Genomic DNA, 26,841 nt, shown 5'->3' with positions numbered 1-26,841 from the left:
CTGGCCCCTGTTCGACGTCCGCGCCGTGCACTACACGGCAGCGGACGGAGAGCGCCGTACGCGGATCGGGGTCAGCCTGGACAACCTGGTCCTCGACGGGCTCAGCATGATGATCGTCTTCACCGAGCTGCGGCAGCTCCGGGACGATCCCGGCGTCGAACTGCCGCCGGTGGAGCCGACGTTCCGGGACTACCTGACCTCGGTGCGGCCCTCGCCTGAGGCCGTGGCCGCCGACCGGGCGTACTGGCGGGAGCGGCTGCCGGAGCTGCCCCCGGCGCCCCGGCTGCCCCTGCTGCGCGAGCCGTCCGCCGTCGGGCGCCCGCACTTCGCGCGCCGGGCGACGCACCTGCCGCCACAGGTGTGGGCGCGGCTCCAGGACCGGGCCCGGGTCCACGGCATCACCCCGTCGGTCCTCCTCCTGGGCGTGTACGCGGAGGCGCTGGGCGAGCAGGCGGAGAGTCCCGAACTCACCGTGAACCTCACCCTGTTCGACCGGCAGGAGGTCCATCCGCACATCAACCGGATCGCCGGCGACTTCACCTCGCTGCTGCTGGCCGCCCACCGTCCGCGAGCGGGCGAGTCCTGGCTCGCGCGGCTGCGTGGACTCCAGGCGCGGCTGTGGACCGACCTCGACCACCGGGCGGTCTCGGCCGTGTGGGTGATGCGCCAGCTCGCCCAGGAACGCGGGCCCGAGCAGGCCGCCATGCCCGTGGTGTTCACCAGCGCCCTCGGCATCGACGACGAGCGGGCCCGGCTGCTGACGCCGCCGCACTGGTCCGTGTCCCAGACGCCGCAGGTCTGGCTCGACCACCAGGTCCTGGAGGACGCCGACGGGCTCAGGCTCACCTGGGACGCGGTGACCGGCCTCCTGCCCGACGACCTGCCCCAGAACCTGATGGACCGTCAACTCGCCCTGCTGGACGAGCTGTCCGCCACGGACGACTGGGACGCGCTGCTCCTCGGCACAGGTCTCGCGGACGGCGAGCGAGCCGCACGGCCCACCGCCCCGGCCGTCCGGTCCGGCGCGGGCGGCTCGCCACGCGGCGCCGCCGAGGAACTCGTGGCCGCGCTCTGGTCCGAGCTGCTGCCCGACAGCCCGCCCGCGGGCCGGGACCAGGGCTTCTTCACGGCCGGCGGCGACAGCCTCCTGGCCACCCGGCTGATCGCGCGACTGCGCGAACGAACCGGCGTGGAAGTCCCGTTGAGGACGTTCTTCGCCCACCCGACGGTGGCCGCTCTCGGCGCCGCCGTCACCCACCGCACGACCGAACACACCATCGAACAGAACTGGGAAGAGGGGGAGCTGTGAGCGCCGCCGAGCTGGTGTCGGAACTGGCCGCCGTCGGAGTCGAGCTGTGGGAGGAGGACGGCCGCATCCGTTTCCGGGCGCCCCAGGGCGCCCTCACCGAGGAGCTGCGCGAGCGGCTGCGTGACGGCCGCGACGCCGTACTCGCCCATCTGCGCGACCCGTTCGCCGAGCCCCTGGTGCCCGACCCCGACGGGCGGCACCTGCCGTTCCCGCTGACCGAGGTGCAGTCCTCGTACCTCCTGGGCCGCACGGACGCCTTCGCCTACGGCGGGATCGGCTGCCACGCCTACCTGGAGTACGAGCTGCCGGGCACCGTCGCCCCGGAGCGGGTGGCCGGCGCCTGGGAGGCGCTGGTGGAGCGGCACGACGCGCTGCGCACCGTGTACCACCCGGACGGCCAGCAGGTCCTCAAGGACGTGCCGCCGCACCGGATACCCGTCGCCGGGGCCGAGGAGGCCGAGCGGATCCGCGGCGAGCTGGCGCAGCGCACGTACGACCCGGCCGTGTGGCCGCTGTTCGACGTACGGCTCACCGCCTCCCCGGAGCGGCTGCTCGTACACCTCTCCGTCGATCTGCTGGTCACCGACTTCTCGGGCGTCCAGCAGCTCCTGGGCGAGCTGGAGCGGCTGTGCCTGGAGCCGGAGCGGCCGCTCGACCCCGTACCGGTCTCCTTCCGTGACCATGTGCTGGCCGAGCGGCGGCTGCGCGACAGTGCCCGCTGGGCGCGGGACCGGGACTACTGGCTGGAGCGCCTCGACGCGCTGCCGCCCGCGCCCGACCTGCCGGTCCTGGCCGAGGAGCCGGGCGGGGAGGTGCGGTTCAGGCGGCTCGCGGACCGGCTGACCGCCGACGAGTCGGCGGCGCTGCGGGGCCGGGCCGCCGCGCGCGACCTGACCGTGTCGACGGTGCTGCTCGCCGCCTACGCCGAGATCGTCGGCCGGTGGAGCGCCAAGCCGCGCTTCACGCTCAACCTGCCGGTCTTCGCCAAGCGTCCGGTGCACCCCGACATCGGCCGGGTGGTCGGCGACTTCACGTCCGTGACCCTGCTGGCGGTCGAGCCCGAGGCCGGGACGTCCTTCGCGCAGCGGGCCCGGGCGCTCGGCGGGCAGCTCTTCGAGGACCTCGACCACGGGCTGTACTCGGGCGTCGAGGTGCTGCGCGAGGCGGCCCGCCGCTCGGCGCCCGCGCTGATGCCGGTGGTGTTCACCAGCACGCTCCAGGGCACCGAGGCGCAGCGGACCGGCGTCGGGCGGGTGGTGTACGGGGTGACGCAGACGCCGCAGGTGTGGATCGACTGCCAGGTGATGGAGTCGGGCGGCGAGGTCCTGCTGGGCTGGGACGTCCGGGAGGGCGTCCTGCCGGAGGGGGCGGTGGACGACGCGTTCGGCGCGTTCGCCGCGCTCGTGCGGGAGCTGGCCGTGTCCGACGCGCCGTGGGACGGCGGCGATCCGGTGCGGCTGCCGCAGGCGCAGGCCACCCGGCACGCGGCGGCCAACGCCACCGCCCGACCGCTGCCGGACGGGCTGCTGCACGAGCGGGTCTTCACCGCTGCCGCCGCCCACGCCGCCCGGCCGGCGGTCGTCGCGCCCGACCGCACGCTGACCTACGCCGACCTAGTCGCGCACGCCCACGCGGTGGCCGCGCGGCTGCGCGAGGCGGGAGTCGCGGCGGGCGACCGGGTGGCGATCGTGATGGACAAGGGCTGGGAGCAGATCCCCGCCGTGCTCGGCGCCCTGCACGCCGGCTGCGTCTACGTGCCCGTCGACACCGTCCACCCGCCCGCGCGGCGCGCCCAGGTGCTGGCCTCCAGCGGGGCGCGGGCCGTCCTCACGCAGACGCGTCTCGACGGCACGTTCGCGGTGCCGTCGATCGCCGTGGACGCGCTGGAGCCGCCGTCGCAGGCGCCCGAGCCGCGGCGGGTGGACCCCGGCGAGGCGGCGTACATCATCTACACCTCCGGTTCGACCGGTGAGCCCAAGGGCGTCGCCGTCTCGCACCGGGCGGCGCTCAACACGGTCGCCGACATCGACCACCGGTTCGGCGTGGGCCCCGACGACCGGGTCCTGGGCCTCGCCCAGCTGGGCTTCGACCTGTCCGTGTACGACGTCTTCGGGCCGCTGGCCCACGGCGGCGCACTCGTCCTGCCGGACCCGGAGCGGCGCGGCGACCCCTCGCACTGGGCCGGCCTGGCGGCCCGCCACCGGGTGACGCTGTGGAACTCGGTGCCCGCCCAGCTCCAGATGCTGCACGACTACCTGGCCTCCGCCACCGGCTCCGGGGACGTGGCGGGCCTGTCGGACCTGCGGCTCGGGCTGCTGTCCGGCGACTGGATCCCGGTCCGGCTGCCGGACCGGGTGCGCGCCCTGCTGCCGGGACTGCGGCTGATCAGCCTCGGCGGGGCGACCGAGGCGGCGATCTGGTCCATCCACCACCCCGTCGAGGAGCCCGTCGACCCCGACCGGCCGAGCATCCTGTACGGCAGGCCGCTCGCCAACCAGACCTTCCACGTCCTGGACGAGGCCCTGCGCCCCCGCCCGGACTGGGTGCCGGGCGAGCTGTGCATCGGCGGCAGCGGGCTGGCGCTCGGCTACCACGGCGACCCGGAGGCCACGGCCCGGCGGTTCGTCGTCCATCCCGTGACCGGCGAGCGGCTGTACCGCACCGGTGACCTGGGCCGGTGGCTGCCGAGCGGCGACATCGAGTTCCTGGGCCGCGAGGACGGGCAGGTCAAGATCCGCGGGCACCGCATCGAACTCGCCGAGGTCGAGGCCGCGTTGACGGGCCATCCGGCGATCGGGGCGGCTGCCGCCCTGGCCGTAGGCGACGATCCGCTGCAACGCCGGCTGGTCGCCTTCGCGCAGCCGGCGCGCCGCGCGGACGAACCGGCCGCCGGGCCGGACGAGGCCCTGGTGCGGGACGCCCGTGCGGCGGGTGAGGCGGTCACGGTCGCCGAGCCGGAGCTGATCGGCGCGTTCGCCCGGCTGCTGGACGAGGCGTCGCTGGCGTCGATGCTGGAGGCGCTGCGGGCCCGCGGCCTGTTCGCGGCGCCCGACGCCGTGCACAGCGCCGACGAGGTGGCCGCGACGGCGGCCGTACCGCGCCACCACCGGGTGATCCGGCGCTGGCTGTCGGTGCTGGCCGGCGAGGGCCTGCTGGAGGTGCCGGAGCCGGGCCGCTACCGGCTCGCCGGGCAGCCCCCGTCGGCGCCGGCGGCCTGGGACCGGGTGGCCGCCGTGTGGAGCGACGAGCTGGGCCCGGTCGAGCTGCTGGCCTATCTGCGGGCCAACGCGGACCAGTTGGGCGAGCTGATGCAGGACCGGGTCGGCGCGGTCGACCTGCTGTTCCCCGGGGCCCGGATGGAGACGGCCGACGCGGCCTACCGCGAGAACGTCATGTCCGCCTACCTCAACCGCGTCCTGGCCGCCGCCCTGCGCTCGGCGGCCGAGGGGCTGGCTCCCGGCCGGCCGCTGCGCGTGCTGGAGGTGGGCGCCGGGACCGGGGCGAGCACGGCGGGCGCGCTCGCCGCGCTCGACGGGCGTCCGGTGGAGTGGCTGTTCACGGATGTCAGCCCCTTCTTCCTGGACCGGGCGCGCGAACGGTTCGGCCCCGACCCGCGGCTGCGGTACGGGCTGTACGACGTGGACGGCGACCCGGTCGAGCAGGGCCTGTCCCCCGACGCGTACGACGTGGTGGTGTGCGCGGGCGTGCTGAACAACGCCCGGGACACGGCGGCGGCGCTCACCGCGCTGCGCTCGCTGCTCGTCCCCGGCGGGCTGCTGCTGGTCACCGAACCGACCCGGGAGCACTACGAGATCCTGATCTCGCAGGCGTTCATGATGACCGGCGCGGAGGACGTGCGGCGCAGCGGCGGGTCCGACGCCACGTTCGTGACCCGTGAGCAGTGGCTGCGGCTCTTCACGGAGGCGGGCGGGCGCACCGAGGTGTGCCTCCCGCAGGCGGGACACGTCCTGGAGCCGCTGGGGCAGCACGTCTTCGCCGTCCGCTTCAAGGCCGACCGCGCCCTCGTCGACCCGGCCGAGGTCGGCGACCACCTCGCGGCCCGGCTCCCGGCCTACATGCTGCCCGCCGCGCTGCACATCGTGGACGGGCTCCCGCTCACGGCCAACGGCAAGGTGGACCGCAAGGCCCTGGCCCGGCGCGCCGCTGCCGCCGACGCCGCCGTCGCGGCGGAGGAGGCCCCGGGGCGGGCCGAGCGGGCGGACGGAGAGGCGAAGCCCGCCGACGCGCTGGAGGAGCGGCTCGCCGAGGTCGTCGCCCGGGCGCTGGGTGCCGCGTCCGTCGACCGTGAGCGCAGCCTGTTCGAGCTCGGCGCGGACTCGCTGATCCTCGCGCAGCTGTCCGCCCGGCTGATCGAGGAGGTGCCCGAGGCGGCGGAGCAGCAGTTCGACACGTTGTTGCGGGAACTGCTGAACCGGCCGACGGTCGCCGCCCTGGCCCGCCATCTGCGGGGTGCGGGCGAGGCGGCCGGTGCGGGGGCGGGCGAGGCGAGCGCGCTGCTGCCGCTCGGTGACGCGCCGGACGGCGGGGTGCTCCAGGTGCTGGTGCACGAGGGGATCGGCACCATGGCCCCCTACCGGGACCTCGCCGCCCGGCTGGCCGACCACGGGCCGCTCGTCGGGCTGGCCGTCGGCGACGTGGACGCGTGCGTGGACCTCCCTGCGGAGAGGTTCGTGGAACTGCTCGCGGCCGAGCACGTCCGGCGGCTGACCGCGACCGGAGCCGGACGGTTCCGGCTCACCGGCTACTGCCTGGGCGGACAGCTCGCCACCGAGATCGCCCGGCAGCTCACCGAGAGCGGGGCGCACGTCGAACAGCTGACGGTGGTCAGCAGCAGCCCGCCCGCGTTCGTGTGCGAGGACGAGCTGCTGATCGAGCACGCCTTCGCGCGGGTGCTGGGCGCCGACCCGGTGGCGGCCGGGTACCCGGACGACGAGGAGGAGCTGGGCGCCGCGCTGCGGGCCGTCCTGGAGGCCACGCCCGGCCGGGTGCCGGCCGGTGCCTTCGCCGCGCTGTGCGGTGAACCGCGCCTGGAGGCGGTGGCCCGCCGGATGCGCGCGCTGGGCGAGGTGCCGCAGCCTCAGCGGCTGGCGGCCATCGCGCGCACCCTGGGCGGGGACGGCGAGGCGGCCCATGTGCCGGGCCTGTACCGGGTGTTCCGGCACGCCTTCGCCGCCGCCTCGCTGCACACCACCCAGCCGTACGCGGGTGACATCACCCTCGTGCGCCCGCGCGGCCGGCTGCGGTTCCTGGCCGGGTTCGGGCAGGAGGCGGACGAGCTGTGGCGCGAGGTGTGCCTCGGCGACCTGACGGTGGTCGACGTCGACGGCGACCACTTCGGCTGCCTGCGCGCCCCGCACGCCGCCCAGGTGGCCTCGGCGGCCGGCGGCACGCCGTGAGGCGCGGCGCCCCGGTCGCGGTGGGCGTGGTCGGGGCGGGCGGCTCGGTGGGCCGGGCCGTGCTGGCGGAGCTGCTGCGGCTCGGCGTCGGGCCGGTGCGGGCGGCGGTACGCCGCCCGCCCGGCCGGGCCCTGCCCGCCGGGGTCGAGGTGTGGCCGGACCCGGTCGACGTGGCCGACGCCCGTGCCCTCGCCGCGTTCTGCGCCGGCTGCCGCGTCGTCGTCAACGCCACCGGGCCCGTCCGGGCCGTCGGCCACCAGGTCGCCGAGGCCGCCCTCGCGGCGGGCGCGGACCTGGCCGACGTCAACGACACCACCGAGCTGCCCGGCCCGCCACCGTACGAGCGGCTGCTGCGGTGGCGGACGGCGGTGATCGGCGCCGGATCGATGCCGGGCCTCGCGGGCCTGCTGCCGGGACTCCTGTTCCCCGGCCCGCCCGGGGCCGGGGGCCTGCCCGGCACCCTGACGGTCCGGGTCGGTGGGCTTCCGCACTTTCCGCCCGCCGCGGCCCGGGACTTCATGGACCGGCTCGCGCGGCCGGGCGGTGAGGTGACCGCCGTGTGGCGCGGCGGGCGCCGGGTGCCCGGGGCCCTCGCGGTGGAGCGCGGGGTGCGGCTGCCGTACTTCGCGGGGGACGTGACGGCGATCCCGTACCTCACCGAGGAGGCCGTGGGGGTCGCCCGGCGGTACGGGGTCGGCGAGGTGCGCTGGTACACGGTGTTCGGCGGGGAGGCCACCCGGGCCGTCCTGGACCGGTACCGCGCCGGGCTCGCCCCGGGTCCGGACGTGGACCGGGCGGCGGAGGAGCTGTCGCGGGCCACGCTCACCGATCTCGCCGGGCGGACGCCGTACCACGTCGTCACCTGCGAGCTCGACGGGCGCCGCGCCCTGGTGCTCACCGGCACCGACTCCTCGGCCCTGACCGGCACGGCCTGCGCGCACGCCGCGCTCGCCCTGCTCGACGGCGGGCTCCCGCCCGGGCAGCTCCACTTCGCCGGCCTGCCCGACCCGGGCTGCACGGTCCGCCGTATCGCCCGGTCCCCCGCCGTACGCGGCCTGCGTCTGCTGGACGGCCCGCTGGCCCATCCGCCCGTGGAAGAAGGAACCCTGTGACCCGAGAGAAGCCTGTGACCCGAGTCGTCGTCTGCGGTACCGGTTTCGGCCGCGTCTACCTCAGTGCCTTCCGCGAGCCGGGGCCGGAGTTCCCGTTCCGCCTGACCGGCGTCCTCGGCCGGGGCAGCGCCCGCTCCAAGGCCTGCGCCGAGCGCTACGGCGTCCCTCTGCTCACCGACCCGGACGACGTGCCCGCCCTCGCCGACCTGGCCTGTGTGGTCGTACCGAACGGGGTCGGCGGCGGGGAGGGCGCCGCGCTCGCGCAGCGGCTGATGGACCAGGGGGTGCACGTGCTGCACGAGCACCCGATCCACCGGGTGGAGCTGGCGGCGTGCCTGCGCTCCGCGCGCGCGAACGGCGTCCAGTACCGGCTGAACACCTTCTATCCGCACCTCGCGCCGGTACGCCGCTTCCTCGCCGCCGCCCGGCATCTGGCGGGGCGGCAGGAACTGCTGTACGCGGAGGGCGCCTGCGCCATCCATGTGGCGTACGACCTGGTCGACATCCTCGGCCAGGCGCTCGGCGGGCTGCGGCCCTGGCAGTTCACCGGTCCCGCGCCCGGCGGCGGGCCGTTCAGCACGCTGGAGGGCCGGCTGAACGGAGTCCCGGTCACCCTGCGCGTGCTGAACCAGCTCGACCCGGAGGACCCCGACAACCACACCCACCTGCTGCACCGTGCCGCGCTCGGCTTCAGCGGCGGCACCCTCACCCTGGCGAGCACGCACGGCCCCGTGCTGTGGAGCCCGGCCCTGCCCGCGCCCCGGGGTGACGACGGCGAGCTGGACTTCGACAGCGAGGCCCACCGGCTGGTGCGGCTGCCGAGCGTGCAGCCGGTCGGCCCGGCCGAGGCTCCCACGCACCGGGAGGTGTACACCGAGGTCTGGCCGGAGGGCGTCCGGCGGGCGCTGCGGGCCATGGCGGGCGCTGCGGGGGCGGGCGAGGACCCGTTGCGGGCGGGCCAGTACCACCTGACGCTCAGCGAGATCTGGGAGGACCTCACGGCCCGGCTCGGCTACCCCGAGCTGGTCCGGCGCCCCGCGCCCGAGCCGGTCACCGCGCCGGACCTGGTGGCGGCCGTACGGGAGCGGGAGGGCCTGTGAGCAGCGTGGCAGCCGCCTTCAACCCGCTCGACCTGAGCCACACCGACGACCCGTACCCGAGGCTGGCGGCGCTGCGCCGCGAGCGCCCGGTGTCCTCGCCGCTGCCGGGCTGGCACGTGGTGGTCCGGGACGCGGACGTGCGGGCGGTGCTGGCGGCCCCGGAGGTGTGGTCGAGCCGCCGCAACAACACGTCCGTGCCGGACACGGCGGAAGCGGACCGGGAGCTGGCCCTGTCCCAGCTCGACCCGCCCGCCCACACCCGGCTGCGCCGGCTGCTCTCCCCCGCCTTCGCGCGGACCGTGGTGGCGGGGCTGGAGCCCGTGGTGCGGGAGCGCGCGACGACGCTGGCCGGTGAGCTGACGGGGGAAGCGGATCTCGTCGCCGGGTTCGCGGCCCCGCTGCCGCGCGCCGTGCTGGCCGCCTTCTGCGGGGTGGCCGACGGTGACGCGGCGGCGTACGACCGCTGGGCGGCCGGCTTCACGGATCTGCTGGGGCACCGGGCCCGCCCCGAGTGGCCCGCGTTCGAGCGGTGGGCGCTGCGGGCCGCCGAGGGGCCCGCCCTGGGCGGCGTACTGGGGCGGCTGGACCGCGCGGAGGCCGTGACCTTCCTGCACTTCCTGATCGTGGCCGGTGTGCCCAACCTCCGCCACGCGCTGGGGAATCTGGTGCTGCGGCTGCTGCGGGAGGACCACTGGCGCACCGAGGGCCTGCCGGAGGCGGTCGAGGAGTCGCTGCGGCTCGATCCGCCCGCGCTGTGGCAGATGCGCACCGCCACCCGGGACACCGTGCTGGCGGACACGCCGGTGCGGGCCGGGGAGCGGGTGATCGCCGTGGTCGCGTCCGCCAACCGGGACCCGGCGCGGTGGGGCGAGGACGCCGACGCGTTCCGCCCGGGGCGGCCGGGGCTGCGGGCCCATCTGGCTTTCGGCAAGGGCCCGCACGCCTGCCTCGGCGCTTCGCTGACCCGGCTCCAGCTGCGGGTCGCCGCCGAGGTGCTGATCGAGCGGCACCCGGGGCTGCGGCTCGCGCCCGACTTCCGTTTCCGCCGGGCCGGCGACTTCATGAGCCGCGGTCCGGCGACGCTTCCCGTCCTGTGGAGTACCGAATGACCCCTGTGACCAGCGACGCCGTCTCGCTCTGGCTGCGCCGCCCGCTACCCCGGCCGACGGCGTCGACCTCGTTGGTGTGTTTCCCGCACGCGGGCGGCAGCGCCGCGTTCTACACCGCGTGGGGGAAGCTGCTGCCACCCCATGTCGAGCTGCTCGCCGTGCAGTACCCGGGCCGTCAGGACCGGCTCGCGGAACCGGCCGCCGCGTCCATGGCCGAGCTGGCCGGGGCCCTCGCCGAGGTGCTGCGCCGGGACCGACCGGACCGGGAACGCGTCCTGTTCGGCCACAGCATGGGGGCCTCGGTCGCGTGGGAGACCGCCCTGCGCCTGGAGGCATCGGGCGTGGGGCCCCGGCACGTCTTCGTCTCCGGCCGCCCCGGCCCGCGCCGCCAGCGGCCGGGCTCCGTGCATCTGCGCGACGACGACGGCCTCGCCGCCGAGCTGCGCCGCCTGGACGGCACCCACGCCGAACTCCTCGACGACCCGGAGATACGGGCGGTGCTGCTGCCCTCGGTACGCGCCGACTACCGGCTCGTCGAGACCTACCGCCCGGCCCCGGCGGCCCGCGTGCGCTGCCCGCTGACCGCGCTCACCGGGGATCGCGACGAGGAGGCGACGGTGACGGACGTGGCGACCTGGGGCGACGCCACGTCCGGCGTCTTCCGCCGCCTGGTGTTGCCCGGCGGGCACTTCTACCTGGTGGAACAGGCCGAACGGGTCGTCGCGGCCGTCCTCGACGCGTGCGGCGCGCCCACGCCCGCCATCTGTCCCGTGTTCCCCTGACCGCCCCGCGAACACCGCCACCGACCGCGTGATCCGCAACCCGGTGCGCCCGGCAGCCCCACAAGACAAGCCCGGCACCACCACCGCCCGCGCCACACGCGACGCGCGCCCGCACCCACCGACCGTGTCCCGTGTGCCCCCGACCAGCCCGCGCGCCCGGCAACCGCCCCTCCCCAGCCCCGTACACGCCGCGCCCTCACCCCCATCCCGCATTCCCCCGACCACCCCGACTGGAGCGACATGACCCCCCTCCCGGAAACGGCGGCCCCCGCGCGCGTCGACCTGACCGCGCTCGCCGACCTCGTCACGCCGTGGGCGATCAGGGTCGCGGCGACCCTGCGCCTGGCCGACCACATCGCCGCCGGCCACACCGCCCTGCCCGACCTGGCCCGGGCCGCGGGCGCCGACGCGGACGCCCTGCGCCGCATGCTGCGGGTCCTCGTCGGCCGGGGTGTCTTCGCCGAGCCGGGGCCGGACACCTACGCGCTGACGCCCGCGGCGGAACTCCTGCGGGAGCGGGGGCCGTTCGGGCTGCGGGCCTGGTTCGACCTGGACGGCATGGGCGGGCGGATGGACCAGGCGTTCGGGCGGCTGCTCGACACCGTGCGCACCGGCGAGCCCGCCTATCCCCTCGTGCACGGCCGGTCCCTGTGGCAGGACACCACGGACAGCCCCGACCTCGCCCGCTCCTACGCCGACCTGATGGCCGTGCACACGACGTTCGCGGCGCCGGAGGTCGTCGCCGCCCACCCGTGGCCCGAGCAGGGGCACGTGGTCGACGTCGGCGGCGGCTCCGGTTCCCTCCTCGCCCGGCTGCTGACCGCGCGCCCCGGGCTGCGCGGCACGCTGCTCGACCTGCCGGAGACGGCCCAGGAGGCGCGGGGCGCGCTCGACGCCGCCGGGCACGCGCAGCGCGCGGACGTGCATCCCGGGAGCTTCTTCGACCCGCTGCCGGCCGGCGCGGACCTGTATCTCCTCACCTGGGTGCTGCACGACTGGAACGACGACGACGCGGTGCGCATCCTGCGCCGCTGCGCCGAGGCGACCGCCGGCGGCGGCGGCGAGATCCTGGTCGTGGAGAACCTGGTCACCGAGGGGCGCCGCGCCGACGTGGGCGCCGCGATGGATCTGCGGCTGCTGGTGCTGTTCGGCGGGCGCGAGCGGACGCCCCGGCAGCTGGACGAGCTGGTGGCCCGCGCGGGCCTGCGGGTGACCGGGCGCCAGGTCACCGGGACCGGCATCCATCTGGTGACCTGCGGCAGGTGACACACAAGGGGCGGGCGGCACGGTACTGAACCGTGCCGCCCGCCCCTTTTTTCCTCACAGCGCCTCTCAGCGCCTCTCAGCGCCGGAGGCGCTCAGGACCGTGCCGCCAGCCTCCACCCCCGCGCCTGTTCCCGCTCCCGCCAGAACCCCGCGTACCGTCCCCCGAGCGCCATCAGCTCCTCGTGCGTGCCCTGCTCCACGATCCGCCCGCCGTCCAGGAAGGCGATCAGGTCGGCGCCGCGCACGGTGTCGAGGCGGTGGGCGACGACCAGGACCGTGCGGTCGGCGGTGAGCGCGGCCAGGGCGTCCTGGACGGCGGCCTCGTTCTCGGCGTCGAGGGCGGAGGTCGCCTCGTCGAGCAGGACGACCGGGGCCCGCTTGAGGAGGGCCCGGGCGATGGAGATCCGCTGCCGTTCGCCGCCGGAGAGGGCCGCGCCGCCCTCGCCGACGCGGGCGGCCCAGCCGTCCGGGAGCCGCTCGGCGATCTCGTCGACGCGGGCGAGCCGGCCGGCGGCCCGCACCTCCTCGTCGGTGGCGTCCTCGCGCCCCGCGCGGATGTTGTCCTCGATGGAGCCGGCGAAGAGGTACACGTCCTGGAAGACCATGGCCAGCCGGGACATCAGCTGGTCCGTCGTCAGGTCGCGGACGTCCGTGCCGCCGACGCGGACCGTGCCCGAGCCGGCGTCCCAGAAGCGGGCGATCAGCCGGGTCACCGTCGTCTTGCCGGAGCCGGAGGGCCCGACCAGGGCCACGGTGTGCCCGGCCGGGACGCGCAGGTCGCATCCGTCGAGGACCGTGCGCCCGTCCTCGTAGCCGAAGGAGACGGCGTCGAGTTCGATGCCGCAGGAGCCGCCGGGCTCCTCGGGCAGCGGCGCTCCGGCCGCCGGCTGGGGCAGCGGGGCGGTGGCCAGGACGGCGTCCAGGCGTTCCAGGGTGCCGCGGGCGACCCGCAGCGCCCCGCCCAGCTCGGCCGCCGCGCCCATGGGTTCGACGAACCGCACGGCGAGCACGAGCACGGCGATCAGCTCGCCCGCGCCGACCGAGCCGTCGAGGGCGAGGGCCGTGCCGAGGACCAGGACGCAGGTGAAGCACAGCTGCACGGCGAGCGCGAAGCCGGCGATGCCGGGGACGCCGGTGCGGACGGCCGCGCGGGCCTTCGCGCGCTGCTCGCGCAGGGCGGCGTCGAGGAGTTCGTGGTCCTCGGCGGTCCGCCCGAAGGCGCGCAGCGCGGGCTGGTGGCGGGCGAACTCCACCAGCCGGTCGGCGGTCTCGACGGCGGCGGCGTGCGTCTGCCGGTCGACGCGGCCGATCAGCCGCCCGGACCAGCGGTAGGCGCCCGCGGCGACCGGTGCCGCCGCCAGCATGGCCAGGGCGAGCCGCCAGTCGTAGGCGAGCGTGGCGAGGACGACCACGGCCGGGGTGACGAGGGCGTTGCACAGCGGGCGCAGCAGGTTCGCGGCGGCGTTCATCACCTGGACGACGCCCTGTCCCGCCAGTTCGCCGAGCGCGCCGGTGCGTTCGCCGCCGAACCAGCCCAGGGGCAGGGCGACGACGTGGTCGCCGATCCGGCGGTGCAGGTGGCGTCCGAGGTCCGCGCTGAAGCGGTTGCCCCGCACGGTCGCGGCGAAGGCGGCGGCCCCGTAGGCGGCGGTGGCCGCGGCGAGGGCGCCGGCCCAGGGCCACGCGTCAGCGGGCTCGGCGCCCAGGAGCCGGGTCAGCAGCGGGACCAGGAGGGCGTAGGCGGCGCCTTGGAGGACGGCGGCGAGGACGGCCCAGAGCATGACGCGCCGCAGCCCCTCGGTCCGTTCGTGGCCCAGGACGCGGGTCAGCAGCGCGGTCATCGCGCGGTTCCCTTCTGCTGGAGGGCCCACAGGTGTGCGTAGCGGCCGTCCAGGTCGAGTAGTTCGGTGTGGGTGCCCTGTTCCGCGATGCGTCCGCCGTCGAGGACGACGATGTGGTCGGCGTCCCGTACGGTCGCCAGCCGGTGGGCGATCACCAGCAGGGTGCGGCCGGCGGCGAGCGCGGACAGGGCCTGCTGGACGGCGGCCTCGGACTCGGGGTCGGCGAAGGAGGTCGCCTCGTCGAGGACGAGGACGGGCGCGTCGGCCAGCAGCGCCCGCGCCACGGAGAGGCGCTGAGCCTCGCCGCCGGACAGGACGGCGTCCTCGCCGATGATCGAGTCGTAGCCGCGCGGCAGTGCGGTGATCCGGTCGTGGACGTGCGCGGCGCGCGCGGCCCTCTCGACGGCCGTGTCGTCGGCGTCGGGCCGGCCGAGCCGGATGTTGTCGCGGACGGTCGTGCGCAGCAGGTGCGGTTCCTGGAAGACGAAGGACACCTGCCGGTACAGGTCGGCGGGGGCGAGGTCGCGGACGTCCGTGCCGCCGACGCGGACCGTGCCGGCGGTGGGGTCCCAGAAACGGGGCACGAGCCGGGCGAGCGTGGACTTGCCCGAGCCGGAGGCGCCGACCAGGGCGGTGACGGTGCCGGGGCGCAGGGTCAGGTCGATGCCGCCGAGGACCTCGGTCGTGCCGTCGTAGCTGAAGCTCACGCCCTCCAGTTCGACCCGGCCGTCCGCGCCCGGCGCCTTGGGCTCGGCCGCCTGCGGCAGCGGGGGGACGGCCAGCAGCGTGTGGAGCCGGCGGGCGCTCTGCACGCCGCCCTGGACGGCGTGCCCGGACTGGGCGAGCCCCAGGACGGAGCCGGTGATGGCCGGTCCGAGCAGGACGAACGGCACGAGGTCGACGGGCTCGGCCCAGCCCTGGGTGACGAAGAGGGTGCCGGTGGCGGTGGCGAGGAGCAGCGCGGCGGGGCCGGAGAGGGCGAGCGCGGCGCGGGTGCTGGCCCGGGTGGTGCTCATGATCCAGTCGCGGAAGAAGACGGCGAAGCTGTCGGCGGCGTCGTCGTAGGCGCGGTGGGCGCGGGAGGTGCGGCCGTACGCCTTGATGACGGTGATGCCGTGGACGAGTTCGACGACGGCGGCGTTGACGGCGCCCATGGAGCCGAAGAAGCGTGCGGTGACCTCCTCGCCGCCGGACATGGCCTGTTTGAGGAAGTGGGCGCCGAGCAAGAGGGGCAGGAGCGCGATGAGGGCGAGCCGCCAGTCCACGGTCAGGAGGTAGGCGAGGGCGGTGAGCGGGGCGACGAGCGCGGTGGTGACCTCCAGCGCGGTGTGCGCGACCAGGTGGTGCAGCGTGGAGATGTCGTCGGCGGCGGCCTTCTTGACCTCGCCCGAGCTGTTGTCGGTGAACCAGCCGAGCGGTACGCGCCCGAGGTGGCGGGCGAGCCGGCGGCGCAGGTCGAGCTGGAGGTCGGCGTCGGCGTGGTGGGTGAGGACTCCGGCGACGGCGTACAGGACGAGCCGGGCGACGAGGGCGCCGACGGCGGTCCAGGCGGCGGCCCAGGCGCGGCCTTCGTCGGGGCCGCCGGACGCCAGGAGGGCGCGGGCCAGTTCGGCGACGGCGATGAACGGGATCATCGAGCAGACCGACGCGGCGGTCTGGGCGAGGATCGCGGCGGTGAGGCGTCCGCGTACGGGGGCGATGAGTTCGCCGAGTCCCGGCGGTTTCGCCGGGGTCGTGGGGGCGGGGAGGGTGTCGGGGGTGCCCTCTCGCGGGTCGGCGAGGGCCGCGCCGGTCATGGGTGTTCCTCTCGGGTCGGGTGGGTGGGGCGGAGTACCGCGAAGTCGGTGGCGAGCGGGGTGCAGGCGAGCCCGGCCGCCGCCGCTTCCCCGGCGAGGGCATCGATGCCGATGCCGGACCAGGGCAGGGGGACGGCGTGTTCGCGGACGACCGTCTCGCCGTCGCGGACGCGGTAGGTGAGCGTCCAGCCGTCGTCGGCGCCCTCGCTCCACGACTCGTAGAGCAGGTCGCCCACGCGGCGGGTCGCCAGCCGCAGCGGGGCGCGGGTCGGGGGCGCGGTGCGGTCGAGGACGTCGACGACGACGGGGGCGCCCGGCGGCAGCCGTTCGGCCAGCTTCCGCCACAGGGCGGCGCGTTCGCCGGGGCCGAGGTGGCCGACGACGCCGAGGACGACGGCCGCGCACAGGCGGTCCGGTAGCCGTACGTCGGGGAGCGTGCCGGCGGTGACGGTGACGCGTGCGGCGAGTGCGGGCCGGCAGGCGAGCCGGGTGGCGAGGGCGACGCGCATGGCGGCGGAGGGCTCGACGGCGAGGATGCGGGACCCGGGGACGGCGTCGGCGGCGGCCTCGGTGGACAGGCCGGTGCCGGCGCCGAGGTCGAGCAGGGGGCCGTCCGCCGGGTCGGCGCCGTCGAGGGCGCGGCGCAGGAGGGGGCCGAGCCGGGCCCAGGTGGGGCCCGCCAGGAGGTCGTAGAACTCGGCGGCGCCGCCGTACAGGTCGTGGCCGGTGTCAGGCAGGGACATCGGCCTGCTCCGGGGCGGTCAGCTGGTCCTGGTCGCGGATGAGGGTCCAGGAGGCGAGGGCTGCCAGGAGGCTGATCACGGCCGCCGCGACGAGGATCGTGGCGAGTCCCGCGGTGAGCGCGGAGCGGGCCGCGTCCAGGACGGGTTCGCGGGCCCCGGCGGGCAGCGCGCGTTCGAGCTGCCCGAACTGGCCGGCGGCCACGGAGTCCCGGACCTGCTGGCGCATCCCCTCGGGGACGTGCAGGGCGGCGAGCTTGGCGTCGTCGAGGTCGTGGTCGATACGGGTGCCGAACACCGCGCCGAAGGCGGCCACACCGGTCGCCGTGCCGAGCGGGAAGAAGGTGTTGGTCATCCCGGAGGCCATCCCGGCCCGCTCGGGCGGTACGACGCCGACGGCGATGCCCATCAGCGGCGGGAAGGCGATCGCCCCGCCGATGCCGAGCAGCACCAGGCCCGGCAGCATCACGAGCCAGGAGTCGTCGGGTCCGACCCGGGCCATGGTGAGCAGGCCGGCCGCGGTGATCCCGGTGCCGAGGGCCATGACGCCCCGGGTGGGCAGCACTTTGAGGAGCAGCCCGCTGAAGGGGGCGACCAGCATGATGAACGCGGTCATCGCCAGCAGCCGCAGCCCGGTGCCGAGCGGGCCGTGGCCGAGCATGCCGGACAGCCAGAGGATGAGGTAGGGCAGGATGCCGAAGCTGACCACCCGGCAGACGAAGCTGAGCACGATCGCCCCGCTGAACGACGGCACCCGCAGCAGCCGTACGTCGAACAGGGCGTTGTCCCGCTGCCGGGTCTCCCACGCCACGAACCCGGCGATGAGCAGGGCCCCGCCGACGAGCGGGAGCAGCGCGGAGGGGGACGTCCAGCCGTGCTCGGGGCCGGTCACCAGGCCGTAGTTGAGGCCGAGCAGCGACCCGGCGGCCAGCAGCAGCCCGACGAGGTCGAACCGCCCCTCGGGGCGCGGGAGCCGGCCCGCGCGGTCGTCGCGGGGCACCCGCAGGACGGTGCCGAGCACGATGAGGACGCCGACCGGCAGGTTGACGTAGAAGATCCACCGCCAGTCGAGGCCCTCGACGACGGCGCCCCCGACCAGCGGGCCGAGGGCGGCTGCGGCGCCGCCCGCCGCGGAGAACATGCCGATGGCCGACTGGCGGCGCCGGCCCTCGTAGGCTCCGGCGATCAGGGCGAGCGCGGTGGACATCACCAGTGCGCCGCCCAGGCCCTGGAGGGCGCGGCAGGCGATCAGCGTGCCGACGCCGGGGGCCGCGCCGCAGCCCGCGGAGGCGGCGGTGAAGACGGCGACGCCGGTCAGGAACAGCCGGCGGCGGCCTATGCGGTCGGAGAGCGATCCGGCGGGCAGCAGGAGGGCGGCGAAGACGAGGGTGTAGGCGTTCACCACCCATTGCAGTCCGGTGAGTCCGGCGTCGAGGTCGGCGGCCACCTCGGGCAGCGCGACGTTGACGACGGTGATGTCCAGCGTCATCAGCACGGCGGCCAGTGACGTCATGGCGAGCAGCCAGCCGCCGCCGGCCGCCGGGGCGGTCTCGGCCGGCGGTCGCGGGCGTGCGTCCTGGGTCATGGGAAACCCCTCGAAGACATGGGTATACGACGTATACGGACGGGCGGACGGCAGCGCCGCACGACGCGGTGCTGTGGCTTCGCGCCCGGGGTGGGGCGCCGGAGTCAGTCCGCCGGCAGGCCCCGCAGGAGGGCCTTCAGACCGGGCACGAACGCGTCCTGTGCCGCGCCCTCGCGCGGCGGCCGGGACAGCATCCGGGCCAGTCGGGGATGGTCGTCCATCCGGACTCGGGTCATCAGCTCATGCCGGGCGGGGCGGCCCTCGGGCCCCAGCGCGGGCAGGTACGACAGGTGGCCGAAGGTGTACCACCACAGCGCCCAGTAGGCGTCGGCGGCCTGCTCCTCGTCGAGCCCGGCCTCCGCCAGCAGGGCGAGGACATGCTCGACGAAGCGCGCGGCGGCCGGCCCGAACAGGTCGCCGCCCCTGAGGACCTCCGCCACCCACGGCTCCGCCGTCAGATGGTCGTGCAGGGAACGGAAGGCCAGCACCAGGCGGTCGGACGGGGAGCCGGGGCCGTCCTCGATCACCAGCTCCTCGGCCACGTCGTCCAGCATGGCGACCAGCAGCTCGCGCTTCTCGCCCACGTGCCGGTACAGCGCCATGGCCGTCACACCGAGTTCGGCCGCCACCGCGCGCAGGGTGACGGCCGCCAGCCCCTCGTCGCGGGCCAGCCGCCGGCCGGTGGCCACGACGGTCGCCCGGCTCAGCGGGGAGCGCCGCTTGCCCGTCCCGGGGCGTGTCCCGTCGCTGTCGGTCGTCCTGCTCGGCATACCGCCACCCTAGAGTCACCGCGTCGCGTCCTCTCCCCGGGCCCTGGCGCCGGGCATGGCCGCCACCAGGGCGCGGGTCACGTCGTGCTCGGGCCGGCTCAGCACCCGGGCGGCCGGTCCCGTCTCGCGAATGCGGCCGTCGTGCAGTACGGCCACCCGGCCGCCGAGGCGAGCGGCGACCGACAGGTCGTGGGTGACCATGACGACGGCGAGCCCCTCCCGCTCCCGCAGGCGTGCGATCAGCTCGACGACTCCGGCCGCCACGGACGGGTCCAGCGCGCTGGTCACCTCGTCGCAGAGCAGCACCTCGGGGTCGGCGGCGAGCGCCCGCGCCAGGGCGACGCGCTGCCGCTGGCCGCCGGAGAGCGCGCCGGGCAGCCGGGTGGCCAGCGCCGGGTCGAGGCCCACCTGTGCCAGCAGCCGCGCCACCTCGGCCTGCCGCCGGCCGGCGGGGAGGCCGGCGCGCAGCACGAGGGGGCGGCCGACGATGGCGGCGACGGTGTGGCGCGGGTTGAGCGAGGCGTAGGGGTCCTGGGGGACGAGCTGTAGCGCCCGCCGTTGCCGGGGGTCGCGGTCGCGTACGTCGGGTGCGCAGGTCTCGCCGTGCAGCCGGATCCCGCCCCCGGTGGGGGTGTCGAGCCCGGCGAGGCAGCGCAGCAGGGTCGTCTTGCCGCAGCCGGAGGGGCCGACGACGGAGAGGCAGTCGCCGGGTCCGAGTTCGAGGGACACGTCGTCGAGGACGGAGGCGTGGCGGCGGGTGAGGGTGAGGCCGGTGGCGCTGAGGAGGGTTCCTGGTGCCGGGTCCGTCGGGGTGGGGGCTGCCGGTGCGGGTGCGGCGGCCGGTTGCCTCAGGACGGTGTCCGCCGGGCCGAGTTCCACGATCCTGCCGCCGTCCATGACGGCCACCCGGTCGGCGACGGCGGCCACCGCGCCGAGGTCGTGGGAGACGAGCAGGACGGCCGTGCCGGTCTCGTGGCGCAGCCGGGTCAGGTCGGCGAGGAAGGCCGCCGAGGTGACGGTGTCGAGCGCGCTGGTCGGCTCGTCCAGGACCAGCAGGCGCGGTTCCACGGCGAGGGCGACGGCGAGCGCGGCCCGCTGCCGCTGGCCTCCGGAGAGCTGGTGGGGCCGGCGGCGCAGGATCTCCGAGGGCCGGTCGAGTCCGGCGAGCCGCAGGGCCCGTCCGGTGCGCTGCGGCCACTGCGCCCTGGGGACGCCGCGGGCCCGCAGCACCTCGGTGATCTGCGCGTCGATCCGCAGGTGCGGGGCGAGGGCGGTGCGCGGGTCCTGGGCGACGTAGCCGCACACGGCCGCGCGCAGCCGTCGCAGGCGCCGCTCGTCGAGCGCCAGCGCGGGGTGCCCGTCGAGCCGTACCTCGCCCGCGGTGTGCCGCAGTCCCGGCGTGATCCGTCCGAGGGCGGCGAGGACGAGGGTGCTCTTGCCGCTGCCCGACTCCCCCACGACGGCGAGGAGTTCACCGGGGGCGAGGTCGAGGTCGACGCCGTCCAGCACGGGCTGCCCGGTCTCGCTCTCCACGCGCAGCCCTCGTACGGAGAGCAGGGCGTCCGGGTCCGGGGCGTCGCCGGCCGCCGGGGCGGCCGTACGGCGGCGGCGTGCCGTCCGTGCCTGGGCCGGTCCGGGGAAGGCCGCGTCCAGCAGGAGGTTGGTGGCGAGCAGGAGGACGAGGAGGAGGGCGGCCGGGGCGAGCACCGCGAGGGGTTGCAGGGTGAGGCCGTCGCGGTTCTCCAGCACCATCAGGCCCCAGTCGGCGGCCGGGGGCTGGGCGCCGTAGCCGAGGAAGGCGGCGGTGGCGAGGACGGTGACCGCGCCGAGGAAGCGGACTCCGGCGTCGGCGGCGAGGACGGGGGCGAGGTTGGGCAGCACCTCGCGGCCCAGCACGCTCGCCGTGCGCTCGCCCCGTGCGACGGCGGCCTCCACGTAGTCCTGGGCCAGGATCCGCAGCGTCGCGGCCCGCACCACGCGGACGCTGTCGGGCAGCAGGACGAGCCCGGTGGCGAGCGCGACGCCCCACGGGCCGCGTCCGGTGGCCACGACGACCACGCTCAGCAGCAGGAAGGCGGGCATACCGAGCAGGACGTCGGCGACGCGCAGGACCAGGGTGTCGGTCCAGCCCTTGTGCCAGGCGGCGGTGGTGCCGGCCAGCGCGGCGAGGGCGCAGACCGCGGCCGTGACCGCGAGGGCGTCGAGCAGGAGCGCACGGCCGCCGGACAGGACGCGGCTGAGCACGTCGGAGCCGAGCCGGTCGGTTCCCAGGGGGGCGCGGGCGCTGCCGGGGGCGTAGGGGATGTCCACGGGGTCGGTGACGGCGTGCGGCGCGAACAGGGGGCCGAGGAGGGCGACGGCGACGACGAGGAGCAGGACGGCGAGCGCGGCGCGTCCGCGCCACCGCCGGCGCTGCGGTGCGCCTGCGGGGGTGGCCGTCTGCGGCGGGCGCTCGGAGGTGAGGGTCATCGCGGGTGCCTCTGCACGGGGTCGAGGAGCGGGACCAGCAGGTCGGCGGCGAGGTTCGCGGTGACCGCGACGGCGGCGCCGAGCAGGGCCACGGCCTGGACGACGGGGACGTCCCGGGCGGCCGTGGCGTCGACCAGGAGTGCGGCGAGCCCGGGGTAGCCGAAGAGGGACTCCGCGACCAGCGCCCCGCCCAGCAGGTAGGCGACGGAGCGGGCGAGCGTCGGAACGGCGGGGCCGAGTCCGGCGGGCAGGACGTAGCGCAGGGCGACCCGGTGCTCGGGCACCCCGTTGAGGCGTGCCGCGTCGACCGCCGGGGAGCGGGCGGCCTCGGCGACCCCGGCCCGCACGAGCCGCAGGTTCTGCGCCAGGCCCACCGAGACGAGGGTGAGCACCGGCAGGACGAGCACGGCGGGCCGGTCGAGCGGCCCTTGTCCGGCGCCGAGCAGGGACACCGCGGGCAGCCAGCCGAGCCCGGCGGCGAACACGGCCATCAGCAGGGCGCCGGTGACGAACTCCGGTACGGCGGCCAGGGCGAGCGCGCCGCCGGAGACGATCCGGTCGCCGCGCCGCCCGGCCCGCAGCCCCGCCCACAGGCCGAGCCCGACGGCGAGCGGCACGAGCACGGCCGTGGCGGCGAGGCCGAGGACGAGGGAGTTGCCGAACCGGTCGGCGATCAGCTCGGCGACCGGGCGGCCGTTGGCGTAGCTCGTGCCGAAGTCGCCGCGGACGGCGTGCCCGAGCCAGTCGAGGTACCGCACGGGCGCGGGCCGCTCCAGGCCGAGCTGTTCGCGCAGCGCGGCGACGGAGGCCGGGGTGGCCTGGGGGCCGAGCCGGGCGGTGGCCGCGTCGCCGGGGGCGGCCTCGGTGGCGGCGAACACCAGCACCGACACGGCGCCCAGGACGAGCAGCGCCCCGCCGATCCGGCCCAGGCGGCCTGTGGTGCTCATTCGACGAACGCGTCCCGCAGGCTGGGGAAGTCCGCGTAGCCGCGCGGCGTGACCCCGTGTGCTGTCGCGGCCGAGCCCGACACGGTCGGCACGCGCGCGAACAGGGCGTCTCCGCCGTGTTCGTGGAGGTGCTCCAGCACGTCGGCGACCCGTGTGCGCCGCTCCTGATCCCGGGTCGCCCGGTTCATGGCGGCGATCAGCGGGTCGAGCGCGGGGGCGTCCTTGGTGCCGGTGAGCGGGAAGGAGGCCGTCGAGCCGTAGTAGGTGCGGATCGCCAGCGGCAGCGGGTTGGGGTGGTAGGCGGCGGTCTGGACGGGGGTGGCGAGGATCGTCTTGAAGTCGCTGTAGTAGTCGGCGGCGGGCACCTTGTCGAGCGTCGCCGTGATGCCGGCCTTCGCCAGCATCGGCACCATCGCGGTGGCGCTCTCCTCGGTGCCGTAGTCGTAGTCGGAGGTGCGGATACGGACGGCGAGCCCTTCCTGTCCGGCGTCCTTGAGGAGCCTGCGGGCCTGCTCGGGGTCGTAGGCGGTCTGCGCGATGCCGGTGTCGTAGTAGGGCTGGTGGGCGCCCACGAGGTCGTTGCCCGTCTCGCCCTGGCCGAGGGTGACCGTGCGGACCAGGGAGGCGCGGTCGAGGGCGAGTTTCACGGCGCGGACGACGCGGGGGTCGGTGAACGGCTTCAGCCCGAGGTTCATGGGCAGGCTGAGGTCGACCCACAGGTCCTTGGGCGGGATGTCGAGGCGCAGGGCGCTGTTGCCGCGTTCGGTGCGCAGCGCGGTCAGGGCGAGCCCGCCGGCGTAGTCGAACTGGCCCGCCTTGAGGCCGCTGAGCCGTGCCGCCGCGTCGGTGACGGGGATCAGCTCCAGCTCGTCGAGGTAGGGGCCGCCGTGGCCGGCGTCCCAGTAGTCGGCCCGGGGCACGAGGAGGCTGCTGCGTCCGGCCTGCCACTCCTTGACGACGTACGGTCCGCTGCCCACCGCCTTGGCGAGGTCCTTGGTGCCGTCGGGGAAGACGAACATCGAGTGCGCGAGGGCGAGGTCGAAGAACCCGTCCGCCATGGTGAGGGGCAGTTCGAGCGTCCAGGTGTCCCGGGCGCGCGCCTTGTTCAGGTCGAGGTGCGCGATGAACCCGGCCTGCGGGCTGCGCTTCGCGATCAGCGTGCGGAGGCTGAACAGCACGTCCTTCGCGGTGAGCGCGCGTCCGTCGCTGAAGGTGACGCCCTTCCTGATCCGTACGGTCCACTGCGTGGCGTCGGCGTTGGGTTCGACGCTCTGCGCGAGCCGCCACACCGGTTTGCCGCCGTCGAGTTCGCCGAGGGCGTCCCAGACGACGCGGGCTCGTACGTAGTCGATGCCGACGCCCGCGGCGAGCGTGGGGTCGGTGGACTCCGTGCTGCCGCCGATGAACGCCGCCCGCAGCTTTCCGCCCTTGCGGGGGGTGGCGGGCGCCTTCGCGGCGGGCTGCTGGTCGCTCCCGCCTCCGCAGGCCGCCAGCGCTCCGGCGGCGGTCACCGCCACCGCCCCTCCCGCGACGCCGCGCAACGCGGCACGCCGAGTTATCACTCCGGTTCCCTCTCCCGTGGGTATACGACGTAAACGAACCTACCCGTGACGACAATCATTTTCAATAACGAGCGGGACACGACTCCCGGCCGGGCACCGGGCCCCCGCGTACCGACACAGCAGTGGCGGTACCAGGCGTAAAGCGGCTGAGGAATGGAAAAGGGCTATACGGCGAACCCGGGGAGCGGTGGGGCGTATCCGGGGTGCCGGTCTGGCATGCGGGCAAAGGGGGCTGGGCATGGACGGGCGTCCCTTGTACCTCGCGCCGCGGCTGGGCCCGCGGCTCGGCTCGCTGCTGGACTCCCCCGCTCTGGCGCACACGCTCACCGACGCGCTCGGGTCCCCGCTGCACGTGGTGGTCCCCGACCAGATCGCGGCGAACCTCGACCGGTTCCGGTCGGTGTACGGCGCGCACCACCTCTCCGGCCAGGTGTTCTTCGCGCACAAGGCCGCCCGGTCCAGTGCCCTGCTGCGGCGGCTGGCCGCCACGGACGGCGGCGTGGACGTCGCCTCCCTGAGCGAGCTCCAGCACGCGCTCGGCGCCGGTTTCACCCCCGGCCGGATCCTCGCCACCGGCCCGAAGAACCCGGAGTTCCTGTGGCTGGCCGCCCGCACCTCGGTCACGGTCGGCGTCGACAGCCGCTCCGAGCTGGAGCAGCTCGCCACGCTCGTGCGCAAGCACGCGCTCCCCAGGGTTCCGGTCCTGCTGCGCCTGTCGGGCTTCGAGGCGACCGGCGTCAAGGTCCTGAGCCGGCGCAGCCGGTTCGGTACGCCCGCGGCCGAGCTCGGCCGGCTGCTGGACCGCGTCGAACGGCACGGCGACGCGGTCGACCTGGTGGGGACGGCGTACCACCTGGACACCACGAGCGCCGACGAGAAGGCGACCGCGCTCGAAGGCTGCCTGCGGGCCCTGGAGGAGTGCCGCGGGCGCGGGATGCGGCCCCGCGCCGTGGACCTCGGCGGCGGCTTCGGCCTCGACTACCTCGCCGACGGCGGGCAGTGGGAGCGGTACACGACCGAGCTGACGGCGTCCGTCCTGGGCACCCGCCCGCCCCTGACCTGGGGCGGGCACGGCTACGGCCTGCGCAACGAGTCCGGCACGCTGCGCGGCGCCCTCGGCCTCTACCCCGCCCACCGGCCGGCCGCCGGAGCCCGCTACCTCGACCAGCTGCTGCGGCGTCCGGCGCCGTCCCTGGGCAGCCGCCCGCTGGGGGAGCTGCTGGTGGAGCACCTGTACGACGTGTACACCGAACCCGGCCGGGCCCTGCTGGACCAGTGCGGGCTGACCCTCACGAAGGTCCTGGAGGTGCGCGACCAGGAGCCGGACGGCGTGCTCCACGTCCGGCTGGCGGCGAAGGCCGACGACGTGGGCCTGGAGGAGCACGGCGTCCTGATGGACCCCCTCCTCGTCCCCCGGGCGCCAGGGCGCGGCGAGGACCGGCCGGTCGCGGTCCACCTCTTCGGCAGCCTGTGCTTGGAGAGCGACCTGATCACGCGCCGCACGGTCTTCCTGCCCCGCCGCCCCGCGCCGGGCGACCTGCTGGCCTTCGTCAACACCGCCGCCTACTGCATGGACTTCCACGCCACCCGCGCCCAGCAGCAGCCCGCCGCCCGCAAGGTCGCGGTCTGGCAGGACGGCGGCTCGTGGCGCTGGTGCCTGGACGATCAGTACTGGCCGACCATCCCCGTGGGAGAAGCGGAGTGAGCGCAGAGTGAGGTACGAAAGCATCACCGAGGCCATCGGCAACACCCCACTGGTGCGCATCGACCCGGCCGTGCACGGCCTGACGCACATCGACCTGTACGCCAAGCTGGAGCTGCTCAACCCCTTCGGGTCGGTCAAGGACCGGGCCGCCTGGAGCATGGCCCGCCCGCACCTGGCCGTGGCGGCCGAACGCGGCAGCCAGGTCGTCGAGCTGTCCAGCGGCAACACCGCCAAGGCGCTCGCCGTGCTCGCGGGCATGCACGGTCTGACGTTCAAGAGCGTCACCAACCGGATGCGCATCCCGGAGGTCAAGGACCTGCTGCTCCTGCTCGGCGCACAGATCGAGGAACTGCCGGGACAGAGCGAATGCCTGGACCCGACCGCCACCGACGACCCGCTGACCCTCTTCCACCGGACGCTGACCGAGCAGGGCGGCGCCTACCTGCACACCGACCAGTACTTCAACCCCCGCAACACCGAGGCCCACGTCACCGGCACCGGCCCGGAGATCCTCAAGGACCTGGACGGCCGCGCCCCGGACTGGTTCATCGCCTGCGTCGGCACCGCCGGCTCCTCCACGGGCGTCGCCCGCGTCCTGCGCGACAACGACCCCTCGGTCCAGGTCCTCGGCCTGGTCGCGGCCAAGTCGGACTTCGTCCCCGGCATCCGCACCCTCGACGAGGCCCACGAGGTCGGCCTGTTCGACCCCGGCACCTACGACACGATCGAAGCCGTCACCTCCGACGAGGCGATCGAGGGAATGCTGACCCTCAACCGCCGCTGCGGCATCCTCGCGGGCCCCACCGGAGGAGCCGCCTACTTCGGCGCCGTACGGCGGCTGCGCGCGGTCGACAGCGGTCTGACGGAGCGCCGGTCGGCGGTGTTCATCGTCTGCGACCGCGTCGAGAGCTACCTGAGCTACGTCCGCGACCGGCGCCCCGACCTGTTCGGGCGCCCGCGCCGCGCGAACTCCCCGGCCGACCTGACCGACGCCGAGATACGCACGGCCCCGGCCATCGGCGTCGCCGACGCCCGGACCTGGATCGCCTCCGGCGAGCCCCTGGTGGTCGACCTGCGCAGCCCCTTCGCGTACGCCGCGCTGCACATCGACGGATCGGTCAACATCGTCGACGAGGTCTTCGGGGAACTCCTGCGCGGCGGCCTGCCCTTCAGCCGCAGCCGGCCGGTGCTGCTGGCCTGCCCGGTCGGCGAGAAGTCCGCCCGCTACGCCGCCCTGCTGACCCGCATGGGCCACCCGGACGTCCGCAGCCTCACCGGCGGCATCATCGCCTGGCGGGACGCGGGCGCGCCCCTGGTGCGGGACTGAGCGC

General features: G+C 75.8%; 17 protein-coding genes. 9 read left to right on the top strand and 8 right to left on the bottom strand.

What is annotated here, in order from left to right; translation table 11 throughout:
• From PV682_RS40455 to PV682_RS40425, 7 genes are all read left to right on the top strand, one after another.
• Positions 1-1,309 (top strand): phosphopantetheine-binding protein (locus PV682_RS40455; protein ID WP_319737448.1); only part of this gene is annotated, 1,309 nt, incomplete at its 5' end.
• Positions 1,306-6,726, top strand: coding sequence for a non-ribosomal peptide synthetase (locus PV682_RS40450; RefSeq protein ID WP_319737447.1), 5,421 nt, complete (start codon positions 1,306-1,308; stop codon positions 6,724-6,726). The genes PV682_RS40455 and PV682_RS40450, both read left to right, overlap by 4 nt.
• Positions 6,723-7,838, top strand: a complete 1,116-nt coding sequence (locus PV682_RS40445; protein ID WP_319737445.1) for a saccharopine dehydrogenase NADP-binding domain-containing protein — start codon at positions 6,723-6,725, stop codon at positions 7,836-7,838. The genes PV682_RS40450 and PV682_RS40445 overlap by 4 nt, the downstream gene beginning before the upstream one ends.
• Positions 7,835-8,938, top strand: a complete 1,104-nt coding sequence (locus PV682_RS40440) for a Gfo/Idh/MocA family oxidoreductase (RefSeq protein ID WP_319737444.1) — start codon at positions 7,835-7,837, stop codon at positions 8,936-8,938. Before PV682_RS40445 ends, PV682_RS40440 begins: the two co-directional genes overlap by 4 nt.
• Complete coding sequence (locus PV682_RS40435; RefSeq protein WP_319737443.1) at positions 8,935-10,047, top strand: cytochrome P450; 1,113 nt, start codon at positions 8,935-8,937, stop codon at positions 10,045-10,047. Before PV682_RS40440 ends, PV682_RS40435 begins: the two co-directional genes overlap by 4 nt.
• Complete coding sequence (locus tag PV682_RS40430) at positions 10,044-10,829, top strand: thioesterase II family protein (protein WP_319737442.1); 786 nt, start codon at positions 10,044-10,046, stop codon at positions 10,827-10,829. Before PV682_RS40435 ends, PV682_RS40430 begins: the two co-directional genes overlap by 4 nt.
• A gap of 240 nt (positions 10,830-11,069) precedes the next feature.
• Positions 11,070-12,095 (top strand): methyltransferase, encoded by a 1,026-nt coding sequence (locus PV682_RS40425; protein WP_319737441.1) that lies wholly within the window; start codon positions 11,070-11,072, stop codon positions 12,093-12,095.
• A gap of 92 nt (positions 12,096-12,187) precedes the next feature.
• Here the strand turns inward: PV682_RS40425 and PV682_RS40420 are convergent, their stop codons facing one another.
• From PV682_RS40420 to PV682_RS40385, 8 genes are all read right to left on the bottom strand, one after another.
• Positions 12,188-13,936, bottom strand: coding sequence for an ABC transporter ATP-binding protein (locus tag PV682_RS40420; RefSeq protein WP_319737440.1), 1,749 nt, complete (start codon positions 13,934-13,936; stop codon positions 12,188-12,190).
• Positions 13,933-15,732: an ABC transporter ATP-binding protein gene (locus PV682_RS40415; RefSeq protein WP_319737439.1), complete on the bottom strand. Its 1,800-nt coding sequence runs from the start codon at positions 15,730-15,732 to the stop codon at positions 13,933-13,935. The genes PV682_RS40420 and PV682_RS40415 overlap by 4 nt, the downstream gene beginning before the upstream one ends.
• Positions 15,729-16,475, bottom strand: coding sequence for a class I SAM-dependent methyltransferase (locus PV682_RS40410; RefSeq protein WP_319737438.1), 747 nt, complete (start codon positions 16,473-16,475; stop codon positions 15,729-15,731). Before PV682_RS40410 ends, PV682_RS40415 begins: the two co-directional genes overlap by 4 nt.
• Positions 16,462-18,057 carry an MFS transporter gene (locus PV682_RS40405; protein ID WP_319737437.1) on the bottom strand — a complete coding sequence of 532 codons (1,596 nt, stop codon included), beginning with the start codon at positions 18,055-18,057 and terminating at the stop codon, positions 16,462-16,464. The genes PV682_RS40410 and PV682_RS40405 overlap by 14 nt, the downstream gene beginning before the upstream one ends.
• A 104-nt stretch (positions 18,058-18,161) precedes the next feature.
• Complete coding sequence (locus PV682_RS40400) at positions 18,162-18,827, bottom strand: TetR/AcrR family transcriptional regulator (protein ID WP_055720490.1); 666 nt, start codon at positions 18,825-18,827, stop codon at positions 18,162-18,164.
• Positions 18,828-18,842: 15 nt separating this feature from the next.
• Entirely contained in the window at positions 18,843-21,296 is a 2,454-nt protein-coding gene (locus tag PV682_RS40395) for an ABC transporter ATP-binding protein/permease (RefSeq protein WP_319737435.1), read from the bottom strand.
• Positions 21,293-22,243 carry an ABC transporter permease gene (locus PV682_RS40390; protein WP_319737434.1) on the bottom strand — a complete coding sequence of 317 codons (951 nt, stop codon included), beginning with the start codon at positions 22,241-22,243 and terminating at the stop codon, positions 21,293-21,295. Before PV682_RS40390 ends, PV682_RS40395 begins: the two co-directional genes overlap by 4 nt.
• Positions 22,240-23,805 (bottom strand): ABC transporter substrate-binding protein, encoded by a 1,566-nt coding sequence (locus tag PV682_RS40385; RefSeq protein WP_319737432.1) that lies wholly within the window; start codon positions 23,803-23,805, stop codon positions 22,240-22,242. Before PV682_RS40385 ends, PV682_RS40390 begins: the two co-directional genes overlap by 4 nt.
• Positions 23,806-24,043: 238 nt before the next feature.
• On the opposite strand from PV682_RS40385, the gene PV682_RS40380 reads away from it, so the two are divergent.
• Positions 24,044-25,510, top strand: coding sequence for an alanine racemase (locus PV682_RS40380; protein ID WP_319737430.1), 1,467 nt, complete (start codon positions 24,044-24,046; stop codon positions 25,508-25,510).
• Positions 25,511-25,517: 7 nt separating this feature from the next.
• Complete coding sequence (locus PV682_RS40375) at positions 25,518-26,837, top strand: pyridoxal-phosphate dependent enzyme (RefSeq protein ID WP_319737428.1); 1,320 nt, start codon at positions 25,518-25,520, stop codon at positions 26,835-26,837.
• Positions 26,838-26,841: the final 4 nt, after the last annotated feature.

It is taken from the genome of Streptomyces niveiscabiei, assembly GCF_033794345.1.
Classification (GTDB): Bacteria; Actinomycetota; Actinomycetes; order Streptomycetales; family Streptomycetaceae; genus Streptomyces; species Streptomyces niveiscabiei.
This window is presented reverse-complemented; position numbering and strand designations above follow the sequence as displayed.